Raw genomic sequence first — 17,226 nt, 5'->3', positions numbered from 1 at the left:
ATGGCACTCGCCAGGGGCCGGCGCACCGATCGCCGCATCGACTATTGGCCGGGCTTCGTCGACGCGCTGTCGACGCTGCTTTTGGCGATCATGTTCCTGCTCACGGTCTTCGTGCTGGCGCAGTTCCTGCTGGGCCGCGAAATCTCCGGCAAGGATACGGCGCTCTCGCGCCTCAACTCGCAGATCAACGAACTGACCCAGCTTCTGGCGCTGGAGCGCTCGACGGCGCAGGACAAGGATGATTCGCTGGCCAATCTGCAGGCGTCCCTGTCGGCCGCCGAAGCGGAGAAGAGCCGGCTCGAACAATTGCTGGCGCAAGGTGCAGGCGCCGGCGACGCCGCCAACCAGCGCGCCGCGGCGCTCGGCGGCGAACTCGACAGCCAGCGCCAGATCAGCCAACAGGCGCTGAGCCAGGTCGAGATCCTCAACCAGCAGATCGCGGCGCTGCGCAAGCAGATCGGCGCGCTCGAGGATGCGCTCAACGTCTCCGAAACCCGCGACCGCGATTCCAACACCAAGATCGCCGATCTCGGCCGCCGCCTGAACGTCGCGCTGGCGCAGCGTGTGCAGGAATTGAATCGCTACCGCTCCGATTTCTTCGGCCGCTTGCGCGAAATCCTCGCCGACCGCGAGAACATCCGCATCGTCGGCGACCGCTTCGTGTTCCAGTCCGAGGTGCTGTTTCCGACCGGCTCCGAGGTGATCAACGATGCCGGCAAGGTCGAGATGAAGAAGCTCGCCGACGCCATCATCGAACTGCAGAAGGAAATCCCGCCCGAGATCAACTGGGTGCTGCGCGTCGACGGCCATACCGACAACAAGCCGCTTTCCGGCACCGGCCGCTACCGCGACAATTGGGAGCTGTCGACGGCGCGCTCGACCTCGGTGGTGAAATTCCTGATCGAGAACGGCGTACCGGCCAACCGCCTGGTCGCCGCCGGTTTCGGCGAGTTCCAGCCGCTCGATCCCGCCGACACCGAAGAGGCGCGCAACAAGAACCGCCGTATTGAACTGAAGCTCACCGAACGTTGATCCATCATCACGCGAACTCACGCGAATTTGTTCGTCGGCTCAACTCTAGGGCGCAGATCAGGGCCGACAAGGCCTGAAAACATTATCTTTTTTAATTACACATTGTCGCAGGGCGGTCCTAGCTTCCCGCCTGGGCCGAGAACCGCCAGCGATGAATCCCCCCTCGTCGCGACACGACGGAACCCGACGGCCCACGGCCAGAAGGCAGGCGGAACGACCGCCGCCTTCCTCTACAAGAGGAGACGCGTGATGCGCTCTTTCACTCCCAAGACCTCGCTCAGAACTGCAACACTCACGGCGTTCCTCATCGCCGTTCCGCTTGCCGGCACCTATGCCGCGGGCCATCACAAGGGCGCTCTCGACGCGAGCGATCCGACCGATTTTACCGGCCCGCGCGTGGAAGGTCTCATCCAACAGGTTGAAGGCGTCCATCAGGGCATCCTGGACGCGAGGCAGGCCAACAACATTACGCCGGCCGTGGCGGAGCGTCTGGAAATGCGCACCGCGCGCATCAGCCAGGCGGCCGAGAAGATAGCGGCGTCCGATCACGGCAGGATACCGGCTGCGCAATACCATGACCTGCTGCGCCGTCTCGACAATGTCGACCAGCGGCTGAGGGTCGATACCGGCAGCGGTTTCCTGATGGGCGATGGCTCCGACGGCGGCAACTATCCGAACGGCTGAGGCCGTAGCGCCCGAAACGGTCCAAGAGGAAGGGACCGCCTGACGCCTTCGGGAGCCAATCCTGCGGGCGTCGTTTTTACCAGCCCAGCCAGACCGCGATCAGGGCAACCACCGCCGGCACGGTCTGGACGAACAGGATCTTGCGGCCGACCGTTGCCGCGCCATAGAGGCCGGCAATCGCCACGCACAACAGGAAGAACATTTTGACCTGGAAACCGGCCGCACCGAGGTAAAGTCCCCAGATCAGGCCGGCGGCGAGGAACCCGTTATAGAGCCCCTGATTGGCGGCCAGCACCTTCGAGGCGCTGGCGAATTCGGCAGTCAGATTGAAGACCTTGCGGCCGCGCGGCGTGTCCCACAACACCATCTCGAGATAGACGATGTAGACATGGATCAAGGCCACCAGTCCGACCAGGATGTTGCCGATCATGTTGCTCCCCCTCAATTGTCGCCGGCAGCATTTCACGCATGACCGCCCCTGCGCAAGATGCGTCCTCCGCACAGAGCCGCAGGGTTGCAAACGCCTTTGCGCTGGTATCTTTTCGCGCCGTCCTCAATCACGGAAGCCGCCATGTCCTTTCAGAAACTCGATGATCTCGGCCACAAGCTCGAAGCGCTCGAGCACGCGCTGGCCATCCTCGGCGCCGACGAGGCCACCCACATGGCCGTCGGCGGCGGCGAGAAGCGCGCCGAGGCGATGTCGGCACTGGCCGGCATGTATCACACCAGGGCAACGGCGCCGGAAATCGCCGACTGGATCGCCGCGGCCGAACAGGAGGCATTGGATGAAGAGCAACGCGCCGCCGTCTCGGAGCTGCGGCGGCAATACACCAACCTGACCTGCTTGCCGGTCGAATTCGTCGAACGCCAGACGACCGCGCGCATGCGTTGCGAGCAGCTGTGGCGCGACCTGCGCGCCAAGAACGACTGGGCGGGCTTCCAGCCGGCGCTGGAGGGCGTGGTGGCGCTGGTGCGCGAGGAGGCGGCGCTGCGTGCCGACGTGCTCGGCCTCGCCCCCTATGACGCGCTGATGGAGCAATACGATCCTGGCAACCGCACCGCCGACATCACGCCTGTTTTCACCGACCTGAAGGCTTTCCTGAAAAGCTTTGTGCCGGAGGCGCTGGCGATCCAGGACGCGCGGCTGCGCAAGCGCCTGTTGAAGCCGCTCTCAGGCACCTATGCGATCGACCGGCAGCGCGAACTCGGCCTCGCCATGATGGCGGCGGTCGGCTTCGACCTGACGCACGGGTCGCTGTCGGTGTCGCACCACCCATTCTGCGGCGGCGTGCCGAGCGACGTGCGCATCACAACCCGCTACAAGACCTCCGATTTCCTGTCGGCGCTGATGGGCGTGCTGCACGAGACCGGCCATGCGCTTTACGAACAGAACCTGCCGAAGGCGTGGTCGCAGTGGCCGCTCGGCAAGGCGCGCGGCATGGCCGTGCATGAAAGCCAGAGCCTGTTCGTCGAAAAGCAGCTCGGCCGCAACCCGGCCTTCTGGCGCTGGGCGCTGCCGGTGGTCGAAAAGCATCTCGGCGAAGCCTGGTCGCTCGACGACATCCTGCCGCATGTGCATCGCGTCGAGCGCGGCCTGATCCGTGTCGATGCCGACGAGGTGACCTATCCCCTGCATGTCATCCTGCGCTACGAACTGGAGCAGGAGCTCGTCGCGGGCAGGCTTGAAGTGGCCGACCTGCCCGAAGCCTGGGACGCCAAGATGCGCGACTATCTCGGCCTTTCCACCATCGACAACCCCGCCGACGGGCCGATGCAGGACGTGCATTGGCCAGGCGCCGCCTTCGGCTATTTCCCCTCCTACACGCTGGGCGCGATGATGGCGGCCCAGCAATGGGCGGCGCTGACGCGGGAACATCCCGCTGCCGACGAGGATCTCGCCAAAGGCAATTTCGAGGCGATCAACGACTGGCGCCGCCAAAAAATCTGGTCGCAGGCGTCACGCTGGTCGACGCCGGACCTGCTCGAACGCGCCACCGGCGAAAAGCTCAACGCCGCGTATTTCGTGAACCATCTGAAGCAGCGATACGGAAAGGTCTGACGCAGTGTTTCCGTATGAGGAGTTGGGAGAACGCATCGTAGGAGTCGCTTCGTGGAGAAGGCAATAGATCAAGCGTTGCGTGCCGTTGCGGTCAAGCGCCTTAAGAAAATGCTGGACGAGTTGCCCCGCGAATCCAGCACTCAAGGTGAAAGCACTACCGATTTCCTTCGCCTCCAGCGAATGAAGTGGGATGGCCGCGCCTTCGACGTGTTCGAAGATACCAAGGAAACCGGACTGAGCTGAGCTTACTCCGCCGCGCCCCTGAAGGCGCTGGCGCCGGTTTCGAACTGCAGCTTGGCCAGCCGCGCATAGATGCCGCCCTTGGCGACCAGGCTCTGATGCGTGCCTTCCTCGACGATCGAGCCGCCATCCATGACCAGGATCCTGTCGGCCTTAAGCACCGTTGCCAGCCGGTGCGCGATGACGATCGTGGTGCGGCCCTGCATCAGGCGTTCCAGCGCCATCTGCACCAGCGTCTCGCTTTCGGCGTCGAGCGCGGAGGTCGCCTCGTCGAGCAGCAGGATCGGCGCGTCGCGCAGGATGGCGCGGGCGATCGCCACCCGCTGGCGCTGGCCGCCGGACAGCGTCACGCCGCGTTCGCCGACCTGGCTGTCATAGCCCTTTTCGAGCTTGAGGATGAATTCGTCGGCAAGCGCATCCTTCGCCGCCGTTTCGATCTCGGCCTTGCTGGCGCCCGGCCGGCCAAAGCCGATATTGTCACGCGCGCTTGCCGCAAAAATGGTGACGTCCTGCGGCACGATGGCGATGCGCTCGCGGACGGAAACGGGATCGGCCTCGCGCACATCGACGCCGTCGATCAGGATCTTGCCGGTTTCGGGATCGTAGAAACGCAGGATCAGCGAAAAGACCGTGCTCTTGCCGGCCCCTGACGGCCCGACGATCGCCACCGTCTCGCCAGGCATGACCTGAAAGCTCAAGCCGTGCACGGCGGCGCGGTCGGGCCTTGCCGGATAGGAGAAGGAGACATTGTCGAAGACGATCGCGCCCTTGGCGACCGCAGGCAGCGGCTTCGGATCGGCCGGGGCCTGGATCGCCGGCTTCTCGGCCAGGATCTCGGTCAGCCGTTCGGCCGCACCCGCTGCTTGCGCAAGCTCGCCCCAGACTTCGGACAGCGCGCCCAGCGCGCCGGCGGCAAACACCGAATAGAGCAGGAACTGACCGAGCGTGCCCGGCGATATCGAGCCTTCGAGCACATCGCGCGAGCCGAACCACAGCACCGCCACGACGGACGAGAAGATGGTGAAAATGGCAAAGAAGGTGAGGAAGGAGCGCGCGAAGATCGAGCCGCGTGCCGCCTCGAAAGCGGCTTCCACCGCGGCGGAGAAATGGCCGGTGACCAGCTTCTCGTTGGTGAAGGCCTGCAGCGTGCGCACCGCGCCGATCTGCTCGCTGGCATAGGCGGTGGCATCGGCAAGCGTATCCTGCGCCTGCCGCGACTTGGCGCGCACCGAACGGCCGAAGGCGACCAGCGGCAGCACGATGACGGGAATAGCGGCAATGACGAGGCCCGACAGTTTCGGGCTGGTGATGACCATCATCCCCACCGCGCCGAGACCGAGGATGACGTTGCGCAGCGCCACCGAGGCCGTCGCTCCGACCGCCGACTTGACCTGCGTCGTGTCGGCGGCGAGCCGCGACACGATCTCGCCCGACTGGGCGGTGTCGAAGAAGGAAGGCGACAGCGTCGTGACATGGGCAAAGACATCGCGGCGGATGTCGGCGACGACGCGCTCGCCGAGCGTGATGACGAAATAGTAGCGGCCGGCCGATGCCGCCGCCAGCAGGGCGGCCATCGCCACCAGTGCTGCGAAATATTCGGCGATGAAAGTGGTGCTGGCCGACGAGAAGCCATGATCGATCATGCGTCGCACCGCCAGCGGCAGCGCCAGCGTCGTTGCCGCGGCGATGACCAGCGAGATGACGGCGCCGATGACCAGCCTGCGATACTGCGTGATGTAAGGAAACAGGCGCCTGAGCGGCTTGAGCGAGCGCCTGCGCTCGTCTGCGCTGCTGATTTGCGCCATCCCGATGTTTCCTCTAGCCGCCCTTAGGGTATGCGCCTCAATATGCGCTTGCCGCGGCCTTGTGATTCAATTCCGGCTGATGTATAGGCTCGCCGACCGTTTTAGAAGCCGTGGCTCCTCAATAGCTGCGGCTTCGAGTTTTAAAAAGGGGCGCATCGACGCAGGCTTATGCCCGTCGGCAGCGCCGGCAAGCCAGGAACCGAACCCATGAAGACCGACATCCATCCCGATTACCACACCATCAAGGTCGTCATGACCGACGGCACCGAATACATGACCCGTTCGACCTGGGGCAAGGAAGGCGATACGATGAACCTCGATATCGACCCGACCACCCACCCGGCCTGGACCGGCGGCCAGCAGACCCTGCTCGACCGCGGCGGCCGCCTGTCGAAGTTCAAGAAGCGTTTCGAAGGTTTCGGCCTCTAAGCCCGACGACCTTTTCGCAGATCGAAAACCCGCCCTTGTGGCGGGTTTTTTGTTGACCGCGGGCAGCCTTGGTGGAACGCAATGGTTCTCGGAGGGCAAGATGTCTATTCTCGACGATGGCCGATGGTCCGGCCTTAAAGGTGGATACAAGGTGGCCTACGATCCTCGACCGGCCTTGCGAACACTGGCCCTTCGCTATGATGACAAAACGGTCTGGGACGAACTTTGGAATGAGTTGCATCACCAAGGGGACGTTGGAGACGCGTCTTATGCTGCGGTTGTTGAAATTGTTCGCATCTCCGAAGCTCACGCTCCGGCTTACTGGGGTGCCTATGGTTTGGTCGCAACGATCGAAGAGGCGCGACTGCTCTACGACCGAAATCCGCAGGTTCCTGCTTGGATCGAACCGCACTACAAGGCAGCGTGGCGAACGCTCCTGCATTTGGCATTGCGGGATCTGGCAACTTCTACCAATGACGAGACGGTGAACTGCGCCTTGTCCGTCATCGCGCTTTATCGGGGCCGCTTGAACCTCGGCCGCATGGCGATGTGCACAGAGGATGAGCGCGCGGAAATGCTACAGGAATATTTCGGCGTATAGCTTTCCCTATACGTCGAAATATTGTGCGGCCTGCGCTTGTCAGCGGATCGTCGCGCGGACAAAATCGCCCTTGATGACGACCGAGGGCTTGGCCCTGGCAGTATTGGGAAGCGAACTGTCGACGAAGGACGCCGACGCTGTTACCGAATAGCTGATCGGAACCTGCTGGCCGAAGGCCAGCGTGGCATCCAGTGCCCTGCCGGCAATCGCGATGTTCTCATCCTGCCTGACGTTTGCGAAGGCGAGATAGACTTTCAGCGCCTCGCCCTTGAGATCGACGGTCGAAGCATGCCCGTCGAGCGAAACGTCGGCCGCTTTGCCGGTTATGGTGATGGCGGAAAAATTCCCAATCATTTTGGCGCGCAGCGCTGCCTGGTCGATCGACACTGAACTCTCGGGCGGGATGTTGGCATTGATCTCGACCCTGCAGTCCGAAGGGTCCAGCCATGCGGACGGCGCGACGTCGATACGCAGCGCCGAGGCCTCCCGCTTCATGTCGCTGGCGGTACGGCAGTCATTGACGAACCAACTCGAATACCAGCCGGCAAACCAGCCTTCGCGGCGGCTGTTGATCGTCGCCTGATACGGCGCGGTTGCCGAGGTGGTAAGCCGGACGGAACTTGCCTCGCCGGTGATGACGACAGCGGTCACCCCGGCGAGATCGAGTGTCTTGGCGGCATCACCGGTCCCCGGCGATGCCAGGGCAACGCCGGCAAAGGGCAGCAAGGCAAGAATTGCGGATTTCATCATTGTCTCCGATCATGGGTGGCGATCCCGACTGGACCGTGCGCTGTTGAAATGATCCGAGACGTCGATTTCCGCGACCTTGATCACGATCCGGGACGACCGCGAACGCAATCCGGGTCATTGTCGGTTGTTGTCCGCCCTGGAATCACGCTTGCGATCATGATCTTCATTCCCCTGCCGTTCGTCGTCTCCCTGTTGCTCGTCATCCTGCTCATGCAGATGATCCGCCGAAACGAGGCCGACCTGCGCGAGAACATCTCTTTCATGCTGCTGATGGCGGTCTATGCCTTGCAGTCGGTGCTGATCGGTATTCGCTGGGGCTATGACGTCAGGGTCGTCATGCCGGTCCTGTCGGTGCTGGCGACGCTGATCGCGCCGCTAGCCTGGATCGCCTTCAGCGGCCTGACGAAGGAACGGTCGGAGCATCGCCTGGCACGGCTATGGCCGCATCTGCTGCCGGCCTGCCTGGTTGCCCTGCTGCTGATCTTCTGGCGCGAGCCGGTCGGGCCGGTGATCATCCTGGTGTTCCTGTCATATGGGCTCGCGCTTCTTTGGCTTGCGCTGGCCGGTCCGGATATCCTGGTCGAATCGCGCCTCGACGGCGTCTTGCGGTCCTACCGATCGCTGTGGGTGACGGCGGTGGCGATCCTCGCGTCGCCGGTCACCGACATCATCATCAGCCTAGACATGCAGTGGACCGGCGGCGCTCATTCCGGCGCGGTCATAGCCGGCGGCAACGTGCTGGCGCTGTTGCTGCTCGGCGGCGCTGCCGCGGTCGCCAGCGAAGCCGCTGCTTTTGACGGAGACGACGACGATGATGCGCCTCGTGCTGAAACCACGCCGCGGGCAACCAGCGAAGATTCCGCTGTCGCGGCGGCGGTGGACATGCTGATGCAGTCGAAAGCGCTCTACAAGGATGTCGATCTCAACCTTGGACGCATCGCCAGGCGGCTCGGCCTGCCGGCGCGGCAAGTATCGTCGGCGATCAACCGCATCCACCAGATGAGCGTATCGCAGTACGTCAACAACCAGCGGATCGGCGAGGCCTGCCGCCTGCTGGCGGCGACAGACGAGCCGATCACCCGCGTCATGTTCGACGCCGGCTTCCTCAGCAAGTCGAACTTCAATCGCGAGTTTCTGCGGGTGACAGGGTTGGGGCCGAAGGTCTGGCGGCAACAGCATCAGCCATTGAACGGTGAAGATCCGACGACAGCGCGCGCTGGTTGAGCGCGCTCGACCGCCCGCTGGCTCCGGCGAGCCGTTCTCAGGTCCCCAGCAATTCCCTGAGCGCCATGCGCTTGTAGGCGGCGACCAGCCTGTCGCCCTCCTGCCGCTCGACCGAGATCGCCAGCCGCATGGCGGCCTCGCCCATTTGCCAGACCAGGAACGCCGTGGTTTCCAGTGCCGTCGGATCGGCCGTGGGCCGTAGCCGCCTGAGCACCGCGGTGAGGAATTCGGCGTTGGCGCGGCTGTCGGCGAGTTCGAGCTGGCGCAGCGCCTTGTCGGCCTGCGTGCCCGACCAGATATCGCGCATCACCGGTTCGGCCAGGAACAGCCGGTAATAGATATCGACCAGTTCCGAAAATGCCTGGCCCAGGCCTTCGGCGTCGCCGACGCCGGCAAGTGCTGCCGAGATGCAGGCCTGGCTCTCTGTGGTGTGGCGCTCGGCCAGCGCCCAGATGATCGCCCGCTTGTCCGGAAAGAACTGGTAGAGCGAACCGATCGACACTCCTGCCCGTTCCGCCACCTCACCCATGCGCATGGCATCGCTGCCTTGCTCGGCAATCAGCGCCGAGGCAGCGGCCAGCATGCGCTCGACCCGCTCGCGGCTGCGCTGCTGGCTGGGCGCCCGGCGCGGTGAAGCAATCTGCTCCTGCGGGGAAACCGGCGTGGCCGTGTCTTCCATGACTGACTCCAATGCCGGCAAAATCGCTTGACTCGCAAAATACGAGGGTTTATCACGTTTTGCAAATGTGAGGATTGCTCATATTTTCAAAACGGAGGAACCCGAAATGACTGACACGACATTGAAACCAATTCTGATCCTCGGCGGCACCGGAAAAACCGGCCGCCGTCTCGCCGACCGTCTGACCGCTCGCGGCCTGCCGGTGCGGATCGGCTCGCGTTCCGGCGCCCCGCGCTTCGACTGGGAAGTTCCCGCGACCTGGGGCCCCGCAATGCAAGGCGTGAGTGCCGTCTACATCAGCTACTATCCCGACATCGCCGTGCCCGGTGCCGCCGAAACCGTCGGCGCGTTCGCCAGGCTTGCCGTGGCCAATGGCGTCAGCCGGCTGGTGCTGCTGTCCGGCCGCGGCGAGACCGAAGCCCAGCGCGCCGAGGAGATGCTGAAGGCCTCGGGCGCCGACTGGACGATTCTGCGCTGCGCCTGGTTCTCGCAGAATTTCAGCGAAGGTTTTCTCGTCGAGCCCTTGCTGGAAGGCGAAGTAGCCTTGCCAGTCAGCAATGTCGGCGAGCCGTTCGTCGATGTCGACGACATCGCCGAAGCCGCCTTCGTCGCGCTGACCGAGCCAGGCCATGTCGGCCAGCTCTACGAGCTGACCGGGCCGCGGCTGCTGAGCTTCGCCGACGCGGTCGCCGAGATCGCCAAGGCGGCCGGCCGCGACATCCGCTTTGTCAGGATCTCGCATGAAGAATTCACCGCCGCGATGGCTGCGCATGAACTGCCGCCCGAAATCGCCTGGCTGCTCAACGAGCTGTTCACCGAAGTGCTCGACGGCCGCAACGAGACGCTGACCGACGGCGTCCAGCGCGTGCTCGGCCGCACGCCGAAAGACTTTTCCGCCTACGCAACCGAAACCGCCGCTAGCCGAATCTGGAGCAACTGAGATGACCAAGCTTCTTCCCACCCTCACCATCATTGCCGCAATCGGCTCGGGCGTCGTCGGCGGCGTGTTCTTCGCCTTTTCCAATTTCGTCATGGCGGCGCTTGCCCGGCTGCCCGTTCCAAGCGGCATCGCCGCGATGAATTCGATCAACATCACGGTGATCACCCCGACCTTCATGACCGCGCTCTTCGGCACCGGCCTGCTGTGTCTGGTGCTTATCGCCGCCGCCATCATGGGCTGGAGCCAGTCCGGCTCGTACTGGTTGCTTGCCGGCGCGGTGATCTACGTGATCGGCAACCCGATCGTGACCATGGTCTTCAATGTGCCGCTCAACGATGCGCTCGCCGCCGTAGACCCGGCCAGCAGCAATGGCGCCGCCGTGTGGGCGAACCATCTGAGCCAATGGGTGATGTGGAACCACGTCCGCACCATCACCGCCATCGTGGCGATGGCCTGCTTCATCTTGGCATTGCTCTAGAAAGTCGTTGATGAAGTAAGCTGCGTTGAGATTCAGGTCAGGCCGAGTCGAAAATGGTGGATACCAAGAACCGGAGCGGAGCGTACTCAAGTACGTGAGCACCGGAAGCGCAGGTATCCGCCATTTGCAGGCCGGCCTCACCTGAATATCGACGCAGATTTAGGCCTTGCGGTCGGAATGGCCTAGATCGCGATCCGGGTCGATGACATCGCGGACCAGTTGCTTGAGCTTGGCTGCGTCCGGAAAGCCACCATCGCGCTTGCGGTCCCAGACCAGCACGTCATTGCAGGAAATGGTGAAGATGCCGCCAGTGCCGGGCACCAAGGTGACCTCGCCCAGATCGGTGCCGAAGGTCGACAGCAGCTCTTGCGCCATCCAGCCCGCACGCAGCAGCCACTGGCATTGCGTGCAATAGGTTATCCGGATGGCGGGGAGGAGCTGCTCGCTCATGTCTGGCTGAGCTTCGCTCATGCCGCGCTGAGCTTGGCCATGGTCTCGTCATCGACTTCGAAGTTGGCGTAGACGCTCTGCACATCATCGTCATCCTCGAGCGTGGCAACCAGCTTCATCAGGGACTGTGCCCGCTCCTCGTCGACCGGAACATTGTTTTGCGGCCGCCAGATCGGCTTCACCGATTCAGCTTCGCCGAGCGCGCCTTCCAGCGCCTTCGACACCTCGCCGAGATTTTCGAAGGCGCAATAGATGGTGTGGCCTTCCTCGTCCGACTCGACATCATCGGCGCCGGCCTCGATCGCCGCATCCATGATCTTGTCGGCGCTGCCGGCCGAGGCCGGATAGTAGATCTCGCCGGCGCGGTCCCACATGAACGACACCGAGCCGGTTTCGCCCATCGCCCCGCCGGCCTTGGTGAAGGCGGCGCGCACATTCGACGCCGAGCGGTTGCGGTTGTCGGTCAGCGCCTCGACGATGACGGCAACGCCGCCGGGACCATAGCCCTCATAGCGCACGGCTTCGTAGTTCTCGGCATCGCCCATCGAGGCCTTGTTGACGGCGCGCTGGATGTTGTCCTTCGGCATCGACACCGCCTTGGCGTTCTGGATCGCCAATCGCAAGCGCGGGTTCATCGATGGATCGGGCGTTCCGCTCTTGGCGGCGACGGTGATTTCGCGCGCCAGCTTGGAAAACATTTTCGACCGCACCGCATCCTGGCGGCCCTTGCGGTGCATGATGTTCTTGAACTGTGAATGGCCAGCCATGGCACCCCTGTCGTCTTCTCGGCTAGAGCATCCCGAAGCGGGGTGATCTCACCTCGTCTTCCGCAATGCCCGAATTCAAAATTTCAGAGCGTCCCAGGTGCAACTCGTGGAAGCACGGCGTTCTCTGTCGGAATGGCCGGCTTATAGATAAATCGGCTCAATTCGTCCAGCCGCGCCGCGCATGGGAAGCACGACATGGGCTGCTGCGAGCGTTCACGCCTCCAGATCGGATTTCAGCCGGTCGATGATGCTGAGCGCATGGCCGGCATACTGGCTGATCCAGCGGTCGTGGATCTGCTTGATCGGCAGCGCGTTGAGATGGTTCCAGCGCTCGCGTCCGTCGCGCCGCGCGACAATCAGCTCGGCCTCCTCCAGCACCTTCAGATGCAGCATGACGGTGCAGCGATCGATATCGGGAAAGGCCTCGCACAGCATGCCGGTCGTCTTCGGCGTATCCTTCAGTTGATCCAGCATTTCGCGCCGGCGCGGATGCGCCAGCGCCTTGAAAACATTGTCGTCTTGCGATCGGCTTGACATGTTATGTTTCTATAACATATCGTTGCGCCAATCAAGGCAAGGAGCTGTGGATATGTCGCTTGGGTTCAGGGTTTCCGGCCGCATCGGCAAGCCGGTCGCCGACGTCTTCGACGCGGTCGTCAATCCGAAGAAGCTGAGCGGCTATTTCACCACGATCGGCGGCGCCAGCGCGCCGTTGGTGGCCGGCGCCGGCGTCGTCTGGTGGGGCAAGGTGCCCGTCGAGGTCGACGAAGTGATCAAGGATAGCCGCATCGTGCTGCGCTGGGATGCCACCGACGCCGACGGCAAACCCGCATACAAGACCCGCATCGAGATGAACTTCGAGCCGCTGGACGATGGCGGCACCTTCGTCACCATCGCCGAGAGCGGCTGGCAGGAAGGCGCGGTCGGCCTGAAGAAGTCCTACCTCAACTGCGAGGGCTGGTCGCAGATGCTGGCCTGCATGAAGGCCTATGTCGAGTACGGCATCAATTTGCGCGACGGCTACTATCGCAGCGAGATGAAGGGCGAACCCGCCAACGAGACCAATATCTGAACGATGGAGCCAGCAATGACCGCAGAAATCACGGGCGGCATCAATATCGCCATGAAGGTACCGCCGCACCAGTATGAGGCGACGATCGCCTTCTACCGTGACGTCGTTGGCCTGAAGCCATTCACCGCCAAGGCGCCGGCCATCGGCTTCGAGCTTGGGCCCAACCGGCTGTGGATCGACGAGGCGCCGATGTTGAGCCAGGCCGAGGTCTGGCTGGAACTATTCACCGACAGTTTTCCCGCCGCCGCCGCGCAGTTCGTCGAGGCGGGCGTCGTTCGGTGCGACGCCATCGAACCACTGGGGGAAGGCTTTCGCGGCGGCTGGATCACCAATCCGGCCAACATCGTCCACATGGTGCGCGAACCAGACGCCTGGTGAGCGTAAGGCCCCGGCGATCCGGGCTCAGTGCCCGGCGCCCGACTTCGCCTTCTTGCGCCGTCGCGCCAGCATGTTGAGCCCTTCGACCAGCGCCGAGAAACCCATGGCCGCGTAGATGTAGCCCTTGGGCACGTGATAGCCCATGCCGTCGGCGATCAGCGTCATGCCGATCATCAGCAGGAAGCCCAGCGCCAGCATGACGATGCTCGGGTTCTTGGCGATGAAGTCCGCAAGCGGTCCGGCCGCCAGCATCATCACGCTCACCGCGACGATCACGGCGATGTACATGATGGCGATCTCGTCGGTCATGCCGACGGCGGTGATGATCGAATCGATCGAGAAGACCAGGTCGAGCAGCAGGATCTGGAAGATCGCACCGGCAAGGCTGATCTGCAGCGTCTCGCCCAGCATCGTGTCCTTGTGGTCGTCGGGATCGACCGTGTGATGGATCTCCTTCGTCGCCTTCCAGACCAGGAACAGGCCGCCGGCGATCAGGATCAGGTCGCGCCAGGAGAAGCCGTGGCCGAATGCGGTGAACACTGGCGCCGTCAACTGGACGATGATGGAAATGGTGGCCAGCAGCACCAGCCGCATGATCAGCGCCGCCGAAATGCCGAGGCGGCGAGCCTGGGCCCGTTGTGCCTCCGGCAGCTTGTTGGTCAGGATCGAGATGAAGATCAGATTGTCGATGCCGAGTACGATCTCCAGCACCACCAGCGTCAGCAGCGCGACCCAGGCCGTTGGATCGGACACGAATTGAAAATGCGGCGCCAGGAATTCGATGAGCTGCATGGAGGTCGTCCCCTCTTTTAACGATCTAGAGCAGTGTGGCCGGCAATTAGGTACTAAGCGCGCCTATATCAATGTCACGACCAGAAGGATGGCGCGGTTTCCTCCAGCCGCGGGCCGCGACGAAACGGCGCGATCCGCTCGGTGAGCCCTGTGCGGTCGGAAATATCGACGCCGACGCCGCACAATGTCGCCGGTCCGGTGGCTGCCTCGAAACGCCCTTTCGGCACTTTCGACAGGAACCGGTTGAGCGGCTCCTCCTTGTCCATGCCGAGCGAGGAATCATAGTCGCCGCACATGCCGGCGTCGGAGATATAGCCGGTGCCGCCATTGAGGATCTGATGATCGCCGGTCGGCTGGTGGGTGTGGGTGCCGACGACGAGACTGGCGCGGCCGTCGACGAAATGCGCGAAGCACATCTTTTCCGAGGTCGCCTCGGCGTGGAAGTCGATGATCACGGCATCCGCCTGCTCGCCGAGCGGACAGGCGGCAAGCTCGCGTTCGCCGGCCTGGAACGGGTCGTCGAGTTCGGGATGCATGAACACCCGGCCCATGATGTTGGCGACCAGCACGCGGGCGCCGCTCCTCGCGATATAGACGCCGGAGCCGCGCCCGGGCGTGCCTTTGGGAAAGTTGGAGGGGCGCAGAAAACGCTCTTCGCGCGGCGCGAAGGCGAGCGCGTCACGCTGGTCCCAGACGTGGTTGCCGGTGGTGACGACATCCGCACCGGCCGCGATCGTTTCGCGAAAGATCTCTTCGGTGATGCCGAAGCCGCCAGCGGCGTTCTCGCCATTGACGATGACGAAATCGAGTTTGAAGTCGGAGATCAGGCCGGGCAGCTGTTCCCACACCGCCGTGCGTCCTGTCTTTCCAACCATGTCACCGAGGAAGAGAAGTCTCATATGATCCCGCACCGAAGGTCAGCGAAAGCTGCATGACGCCCGTGAAAGATCATGCGTCCCTTGTACTTATCTACAATTTTGGCGCGAAGCGGCGCAACCCGCTCTCGGTGAGTATTTCCGAAATGACGACGTCGTGGTTCTCATCCGGCACCAACGCCACTTCCTGGCAGTCGAAAGCGATGCCGATCAGTCGCGGCGGCTTTCCCTTGTCGAGCAGCTTGGCGATGGCACGGTCGTAATAGCCAGCGCCATAGCCGATGCGATGGCCGCGCGCATCGAAGGCGGCAAGCGGCACCAGCATCACCGACGGGTCGAGCTCCTCGGCCTCTTCGTGCGGCCCGACCGTGCCGAAACCCATCTCGACCATCGGCGCGCCGCGCACCAATTCACGAAAGACGATGGTGGTCTTGTCGAGAATGGCCGGCAGGCAAAGCCGTGCGCCCTTTTCGCGCAAGGCAAACATCAGCGGCCGGACGTCGACTTCCGAACGCATCGGCCAGAAGCCGGAAACGATCTGGCCCGGCTCGACGTGGAGGTGATCGCGTGCCGTCTCGGCCATTTCAAGCGCGACCTCCACCCGCCAGAATTCATCGAGCGCGTCGCGGCGCCCGAGGGCCTCACGGCGAAGCTGTTTTTTCAGGTCTGTGGGAGAGGTCATGCGGCCAAGGTAGAAAAGGTCAGATCTAGATGGAGTTTTGGAAGCGACGTTTTCCACCGCATCATCCACCGAAATGGGTGGATATCTTGCGATAAGTGACGATCCACACAACCGGTGGAGAGAGCGATCCCGGGAACCTACAAAGTAGGTGGGCGCCGTGTGAGAAAACCCACGGGTCTTCCCAGGGACAGCTCCCTAAGGATCGTTAAGGCCCCGGGGAAAATGTTCTCCTGCCGGGAAGCACAGACCGTCCCAGCCAATATAGGCTGCCGGTGGACCAAGCGCCAGTGAGACGGGCATTCTTTCCGTGTTGGGTTCAGACCCTCGCAACGCCAACACCTCACCCTTGCACAGGCTGAGCCGCGTCCTTACGGTCGCCATGACCAACCGAGGAGCAAGAATGCGTTTCGAAGGCACGGCGGCCTATGTCGCCGACAAGGATCTGATGGTGGCCGTCAACGCGGCGATCGCACTGGAGCGGCCCTTGCTGGTCAAGGGCGAGCCCGGCACCGGCAAGACGGAACTGGCCCGCCAGGTGGCAGCGGCGCTTGGCCTCGACCTCATCGAATGGCACGTCAAATCGACCACGCGGGCGCAGCAGGGCCTGTACGAATATGACGCCGTCTCGCGCCTGCGCGACAGCCAGCTCGGCGATATCAGGTTCAACGACATCAAAAACTACATCAAGCGCGGCAAATTGTGGGAGGCGTTCGCGGCCGGCAGAAAGGTCGTGCTCTTGATCGACGAGATCGACAAGGCCGACATCGAATTCCCCAACGACCTCCTGCAGGAACTCGATCGGATGGAGTTCTTCGTCTACGAGACCGGCGAAACCATCCGCGCCGCCGTCAGGCCGATCGTCATCATCACCTCCAACAACGAGAAGGAGCTGCCGGACGCCTTTCTGCGCCGCTGCTTCTTTCACTACATCCGCTTTCCCGACGTCGACACGCTGCACAAAATCGTCGACGTCCACTATCCCGGCATCAAGCAGAATCTGGTTCGGGCAGCGCTTACCCAGTTCTACGAGATCCGCGACGTGCCCGGCCTGAAGAAGAAGCCGTCGACCTCCGAGGCGCTCGACTGGATAAGGCTGCTGGTCGCCGACGACATCGCGCCGGAAGATTTGCGCGCCGACCCGAAGAACGCGCTGCCGAAGCTGCATGGGGCGCTGCTGAAAAACGAACAGGATGTGCATTTGTTCGAACGGCTGGCCTTCATGGCCAGACGGCAGGGATGAAGAGCGGTTCGCACATGATTACTGGACCGCAACAACTCGGCCTCTGACG

At 63.1% G+C, this 17,226-nt stretch carries 22 protein-coding genes and 1 other RNA gene; 12 read left to right on the top strand and 11 right to left on the bottom strand.

Annotated features, from left to right (window positions below):
- Together HB777_32220 and HB777_32215 are read left to right on the top strand one after the other, a co-directional pair.
- On the top strand, positions 1 to 1,032 hold the full coding sequence (locus tag HB777_32220) for a peptidoglycan -binding protein (GenBank protein ID QND68154.1): 1,032 nt from the start codon (positions 1 to 3) through the stop codon (positions 1,030 to 1,032).
- Positions 1,033 to 1,281: 249 nt separating this feature from the next.
- A complete protein-coding gene (locus tag HB777_32215) occupies positions 1,282 to 1,716 on the top strand; it encodes a hypothetical protein (GenBank protein QND68153.1) in 435 nt (144 codons plus the stop codon).
- A 76-nt stretch (positions 1,717 to 1,792) separates the two neighbouring features.
- Here HB777_32215 and HB777_32210 read toward each other — a convergent pair whose 3' ends face one another.
- A complete protein-coding gene (locus HB777_32210; protein ID QND68152.1) occupies positions 1,793 to 2,146 on the bottom strand; it encodes a DUF1304 domain-containing protein in 354 nt (117 codons plus the stop codon).
- 141 nt (positions 2,147 to 2,287) lie between these two features.
- Between HB777_32210 and HB777_32205 the strand changes: the two genes are divergently transcribed.
- Together HB777_32205 and HB777_32200 are read left to right on the top strand one after the other, a co-directional pair.
- Positions 2,288 to 3,775, top strand: coding sequence for a carboxypeptidase M32 (locus HB777_32205; GenBank protein QND68151.1), 1,488 nt, complete (start codon positions 2,288 to 2,290; stop codon positions 3,773 to 3,775).
- A 51-nt stretch (positions 3,776 to 3,826) separates the two neighbouring features.
- Entirely contained in the window at positions 3,827 to 4,018 is a 192-nt protein-coding gene (locus HB777_32200; protein QND68150.1) for a hypothetical protein, read from the top strand.
- A gap of 2 nt (positions 4,019 to 4,020) precedes the next feature.
- Here HB777_32200 and HB777_32195 read toward each other — a convergent pair whose 3' ends face one another.
- Positions 4,021 to 5,820 (bottom strand): ATP-binding cassette domain-containing protein, encoded by a 1,800-nt coding sequence (locus HB777_32195; GenBank protein QND68149.1) that lies wholly within the window; start codon positions 5,818 to 5,820, stop codon positions 4,021 to 4,023.
- A gap of 207 nt (positions 5,821 to 6,027) precedes the next feature.
- Between HB777_32195 and rpmE the strand changes: the two genes are divergently transcribed.
- Positions 6,028 to 6,249 (top strand): 50S ribosomal protein L31, encoded by a 222-nt coding sequence (gene rpmE, locus HB777_32190; GenBank protein QND68148.1) that lies wholly within the window; start codon positions 6,028 to 6,030, stop codon positions 6,247 to 6,249.
- Positions 6,250 to 6,349: 100 nt separating this feature from the next.
- The gene (locus HB777_32185; GenBank protein ID QND68147.1) at positions 6,350 to 6,850 is read left to right on the top strand and encodes a hypothetical protein; all 501 of its coding nucleotides are present in this window, start codon (positions 6,350 to 6,352) and stop codon (positions 6,848 to 6,850) included.
- Positions 6,851 to 6,889: 39 nt separating this feature from the next.
- Here the strand turns inward: HB777_32185 and HB777_32180 are convergent, their stop codons facing one another.
- Complete coding sequence (locus tag HB777_32180) at positions 6,890 to 7,597, bottom strand: hypothetical protein (protein ID QND68146.1); 708 nt, start codon at positions 7,595 to 7,597, stop codon at positions 6,890 to 6,892.
- A gap of 159 nt (positions 7,598 to 7,756) precedes the next feature.
- On the opposite strand from HB777_32180, the gene HB777_32175 reads away from it, so the two are divergent.
- A complete protein-coding gene (locus HB777_32175) occupies positions 7,757 to 8,824 on the top strand; it encodes a helix-turn-helix transcriptional regulator (protein ID QND68145.1) in 1,068 nt (355 codons plus the stop codon).
- 37 nt (positions 8,825 to 8,861) lie between these two features.
- On the opposite strand, the gene HB777_32170 is transcribed toward HB777_32175, so the two are convergent.
- Positions 8,862 to 9,503 carry a TetR/AcrR family transcriptional regulator gene (locus tag HB777_32170; GenBank protein ID QND68144.1) on the bottom strand — a complete coding sequence of 214 codons (642 nt, stop codon included), beginning with the start codon at positions 9,501 to 9,503 and terminating at the stop codon, positions 8,862 to 8,864.
- A gap of 106 nt (positions 9,504 to 9,609) precedes the next feature.
- Here HB777_32170 and HB777_32165 point away from each other — a divergent pair, with 106 nt between their 5' ends.
- Together HB777_32165 and HB777_32160 are read left to right on the top strand one after the other, a co-directional pair.
- Positions 9,610 to 10,443 (top strand): NAD(P)H-binding protein, encoded by an 834-nt coding sequence (locus tag HB777_32165; protein QND68143.1) that lies wholly within the window; start codon positions 9,610 to 9,612, stop codon positions 10,441 to 10,443.
- 1 nt (position 10,444) lies between these two features.
- Positions 10,445 to 10,921, top strand: coding sequence for a DUF1772 domain-containing protein (locus HB777_32160; protein QND68142.1), 477 nt, complete (start codon positions 10,445 to 10,447; stop codon positions 10,919 to 10,921).
- 159 nt (positions 10,922 to 11,080) lie between these two features.
- Here HB777_32160 and HB777_32155 read toward each other — a convergent pair whose 3' ends face one another.
- From HB777_32155 to HB777_32145, 3 genes are all read right to left on the bottom strand, one after another.
- On the bottom strand, positions 11,081 to 11,371 hold the full coding sequence (locus HB777_32155; GenBank protein ID QND68141.1) for a SelT/SelW/SelH family protein: 291 nt from the start codon (positions 11,369 to 11,371) through the stop codon (positions 11,081 to 11,083).
- Positions 11,372 to 11,388: 17 nt separating this feature from the next.
- Entirely contained in the window at positions 11,389 to 12,138 is a 750-nt protein-coding gene (locus tag HB777_32150; GenBank protein QND68140.1) for a YebC/PmpR family DNA-binding transcriptional regulator, read from the bottom strand.
- Positions 12,139 to 12,351: 213 nt separating this feature from the next.
- The gene (locus tag HB777_32145) at positions 12,352 to 12,675 is read right to left on the bottom strand and encodes a helix-turn-helix transcriptional regulator (protein QND68139.1); all 324 of its coding nucleotides are present in this window, start codon (positions 12,673 to 12,675) and stop codon (positions 12,352 to 12,354) included.
- 52 nt (positions 12,676 to 12,727) lie between these two features.
- Here HB777_32145 and HB777_32140 point away from each other — a divergent pair, with 52 nt between their 5' ends.
- Complete coding sequence (locus HB777_32140) at positions 12,728 to 13,210, top strand: ATPase (GenBank protein QND68138.1); 483 nt, start codon at positions 12,728 to 12,730, stop codon at positions 13,208 to 13,210.
- Positions 13,211 to 13,225: 15 nt separating this feature from the next.
- Positions 13,226 to 13,588 carry a hypothetical protein gene (locus tag HB777_32135; protein ID QND68137.1) on the top strand — a complete coding sequence of 121 codons (363 nt, stop codon included), beginning with the start codon at positions 13,226 to 13,228 and terminating at the stop codon, positions 13,586 to 13,588.
- 24 nt (positions 13,589 to 13,612) lie between these two features.
- Here the strand turns inward: HB777_32135 and HB777_32130 are convergent, their stop codons facing one another.
- The 4 genes from HB777_32130 to ssrS form a co-directional block, all read right to left on the bottom strand.
- Entirely contained in the window at positions 13,613 to 14,380 is a 768-nt protein-coding gene (locus tag HB777_32130) for a TerC family protein (GenBank protein QND68136.1), read from the bottom strand.
- 74 nt (positions 14,381 to 14,454) lie between these two features.
- On the bottom strand, positions 14,455 to 15,279 hold the full coding sequence (locus tag HB777_32125) for a YmdB family metallophosphoesterase (GenBank protein QND68135.1): 825 nt from the start codon (positions 15,277 to 15,279) through the stop codon (positions 14,455 to 14,457).
- A gap of 70 nt (positions 15,280 to 15,349) precedes the next feature.
- Positions 15,350 to 15,937, bottom strand: a complete 588-nt coding sequence (locus HB777_32120) for a 5-formyltetrahydrofolate cyclo-ligase (protein ID QND68134.1) — start codon at positions 15,935 to 15,937, stop codon at positions 15,350 to 15,352.
- A gap of 96 nt (positions 15,938 to 16,033) precedes the next feature.
- Positions 16,034 to 16,189: non-coding RNA, 6S RNA (gene ssrS / locus HB777_32115), on the bottom strand.
- Between the two features lie 148 nt (positions 16,190 to 16,337).
- On the opposite strand from ssrS, the gene HB777_32110 reads away from it, so the two are divergent.
- Positions 16,338 to 17,177 carry a MoxR family ATPase gene (locus HB777_32110; protein ID QND68133.1) on the top strand — a complete coding sequence of 280 codons (840 nt, stop codon included), beginning with the start codon at positions 16,338 to 16,340 and terminating at the stop codon, positions 17,175 to 17,177.
- Positions 17,178 to 17,226: the final 49 nt, after the last annotated feature.

The sequence above is a fragment of the Mesorhizobium loti genome (assembly GCA_014189435.1).
GTDB lineage: Bacteria > Pseudomonadota > Alphaproteobacteria > Rhizobiales > Rhizobiaceae > Mesorhizobium > Mesorhizobium loti_G.
The sequence above is the reverse complement of the archived record's forward strand: the minus strand, read 5'-3'. Positions and strand labels throughout refer to the sequence as shown.

Bases quoted from the DNA above. Each gene is read 5' to 3' on its own strand.
- HB777_32220 (QND68154.1), top strand. From the start codon at position 1: ATGGCACTCGCCAGGGGCCGGCGCACCGATCGCCGCATCGACTATTGG.
- HB777_32215 (QND68153.1), top strand. From the start codon at position 1,282: ATGCGCTCTTTCACTCCCAAGACCTCGCTCAGAACTGCAACACTCACG.
- HB777_32210 (QND68152.1), bottom strand. From the start codon at position 2,146: ATGATCGGCAACATCCTGGTCGGACTGGTGGCCTTGATCCATGTCTAC.
- HB777_32205 (QND68151.1), top strand. From the start codon at position 2,288: ATGTCCTTTCAGAAACTCGATGATCTCGGCCACAAGCTCGAAGCGCTC.
- HB777_32195 (QND68149.1), bottom strand. From the start codon at position 5,820: ATGGCGCAAATCAGCAGCGCAGACGAGCGCAGGCGCTCGCTCAAGCCG.
- rpmE (QND68148.1), top strand. From the start codon at position 6,028: ATGAAGACCGACATCCATCCCGATTACCACACCATCAAGGTCGTCATG.
- HB777_32185 (QND68147.1), top strand. From the start codon at position 6,350: ATGTCTATTCTCGACGATGGCCGATGGTCCGGCCTTAAAGGTGGATAC.
- HB777_32180 (QND68146.1), bottom strand. From the start codon at position 7,597: ATGAAATCCGCAATTCTTGCCTTGCTGCCCTTTGCCGGCGTTGCCCTG.
- HB777_32175 (QND68145.1), top strand. From the start codon at position 7,757: ATGATCTTCATTCCCCTGCCGTTCGTCGTCTCCCTGTTGCTCGTCATC.
- HB777_32170 (QND68144.1), bottom strand. From the start codon at position 9,503: ATGGAAGACACGGCCACGCCGGTTTCCCCGCAGGAGCAGATTGCTTCA.
- HB777_32165 (QND68143.1), top strand. From the start codon at position 9,610: ATGACTGACACGACATTGAAACCAATTCTGATCCTCGGCGGCACCGGA.
- HB777_32160 (QND68142.1), top strand. From the start codon at position 10,445: ATGACCAAGCTTCTTCCCACCCTCACCATCATTGCCGCAATCGGCTCG.
- HB777_32155 (QND68141.1), bottom strand. From the start codon at position 11,371: ATGAGCGAGCAGCTCCTCCCCGCCATCCGGATAACCTATTGCACGCAA.
- HB777_32150 (QND68140.1), bottom strand. From the start codon at position 12,138: ATGGCTGGCCATTCACAGTTCAAGAACATCATGCACCGCAAGGGCCGC.
- HB777_32145 (QND68139.1), bottom strand. From the start codon at position 12,675: ATGTCAAGCCGATCGCAAGACGACAATGTTTTCAAGGCGCTGGCGCAT.
- HB777_32140 (QND68138.1), top strand. From the start codon at position 12,728: ATGTCGCTTGGGTTCAGGGTTTCCGGCCGCATCGGCAAGCCGGTCGCC.
- HB777_32135 (QND68137.1), top strand. From the start codon at position 13,226: ATGACCGCAGAAATCACGGGCGGCATCAATATCGCCATGAAGGTACCG.
- HB777_32130 (QND68136.1), bottom strand. From the start codon at position 14,380: ATGCAGCTCATCGAATTCCTGGCGCCGCATTTTCAATTCGTGTCCGAT.
- HB777_32125 (QND68135.1), bottom strand. From the start codon at position 15,279: ATGAGACTTCTCTTCCTCGGTGACATGGTTGGAAAGACAGGACGCACG.
- HB777_32120 (QND68134.1), bottom strand. From the start codon at position 15,937: ATGACCTCTCCCACAGACCTGAAAAAACAGCTTCGCCGTGAGGCCCTC.
- HB777_32110 (QND68133.1), top strand. From the start codon at position 16,338: ATGCGTTTCGAAGGCACGGCGGCCTATGTCGCCGACAAGGATCTGATG.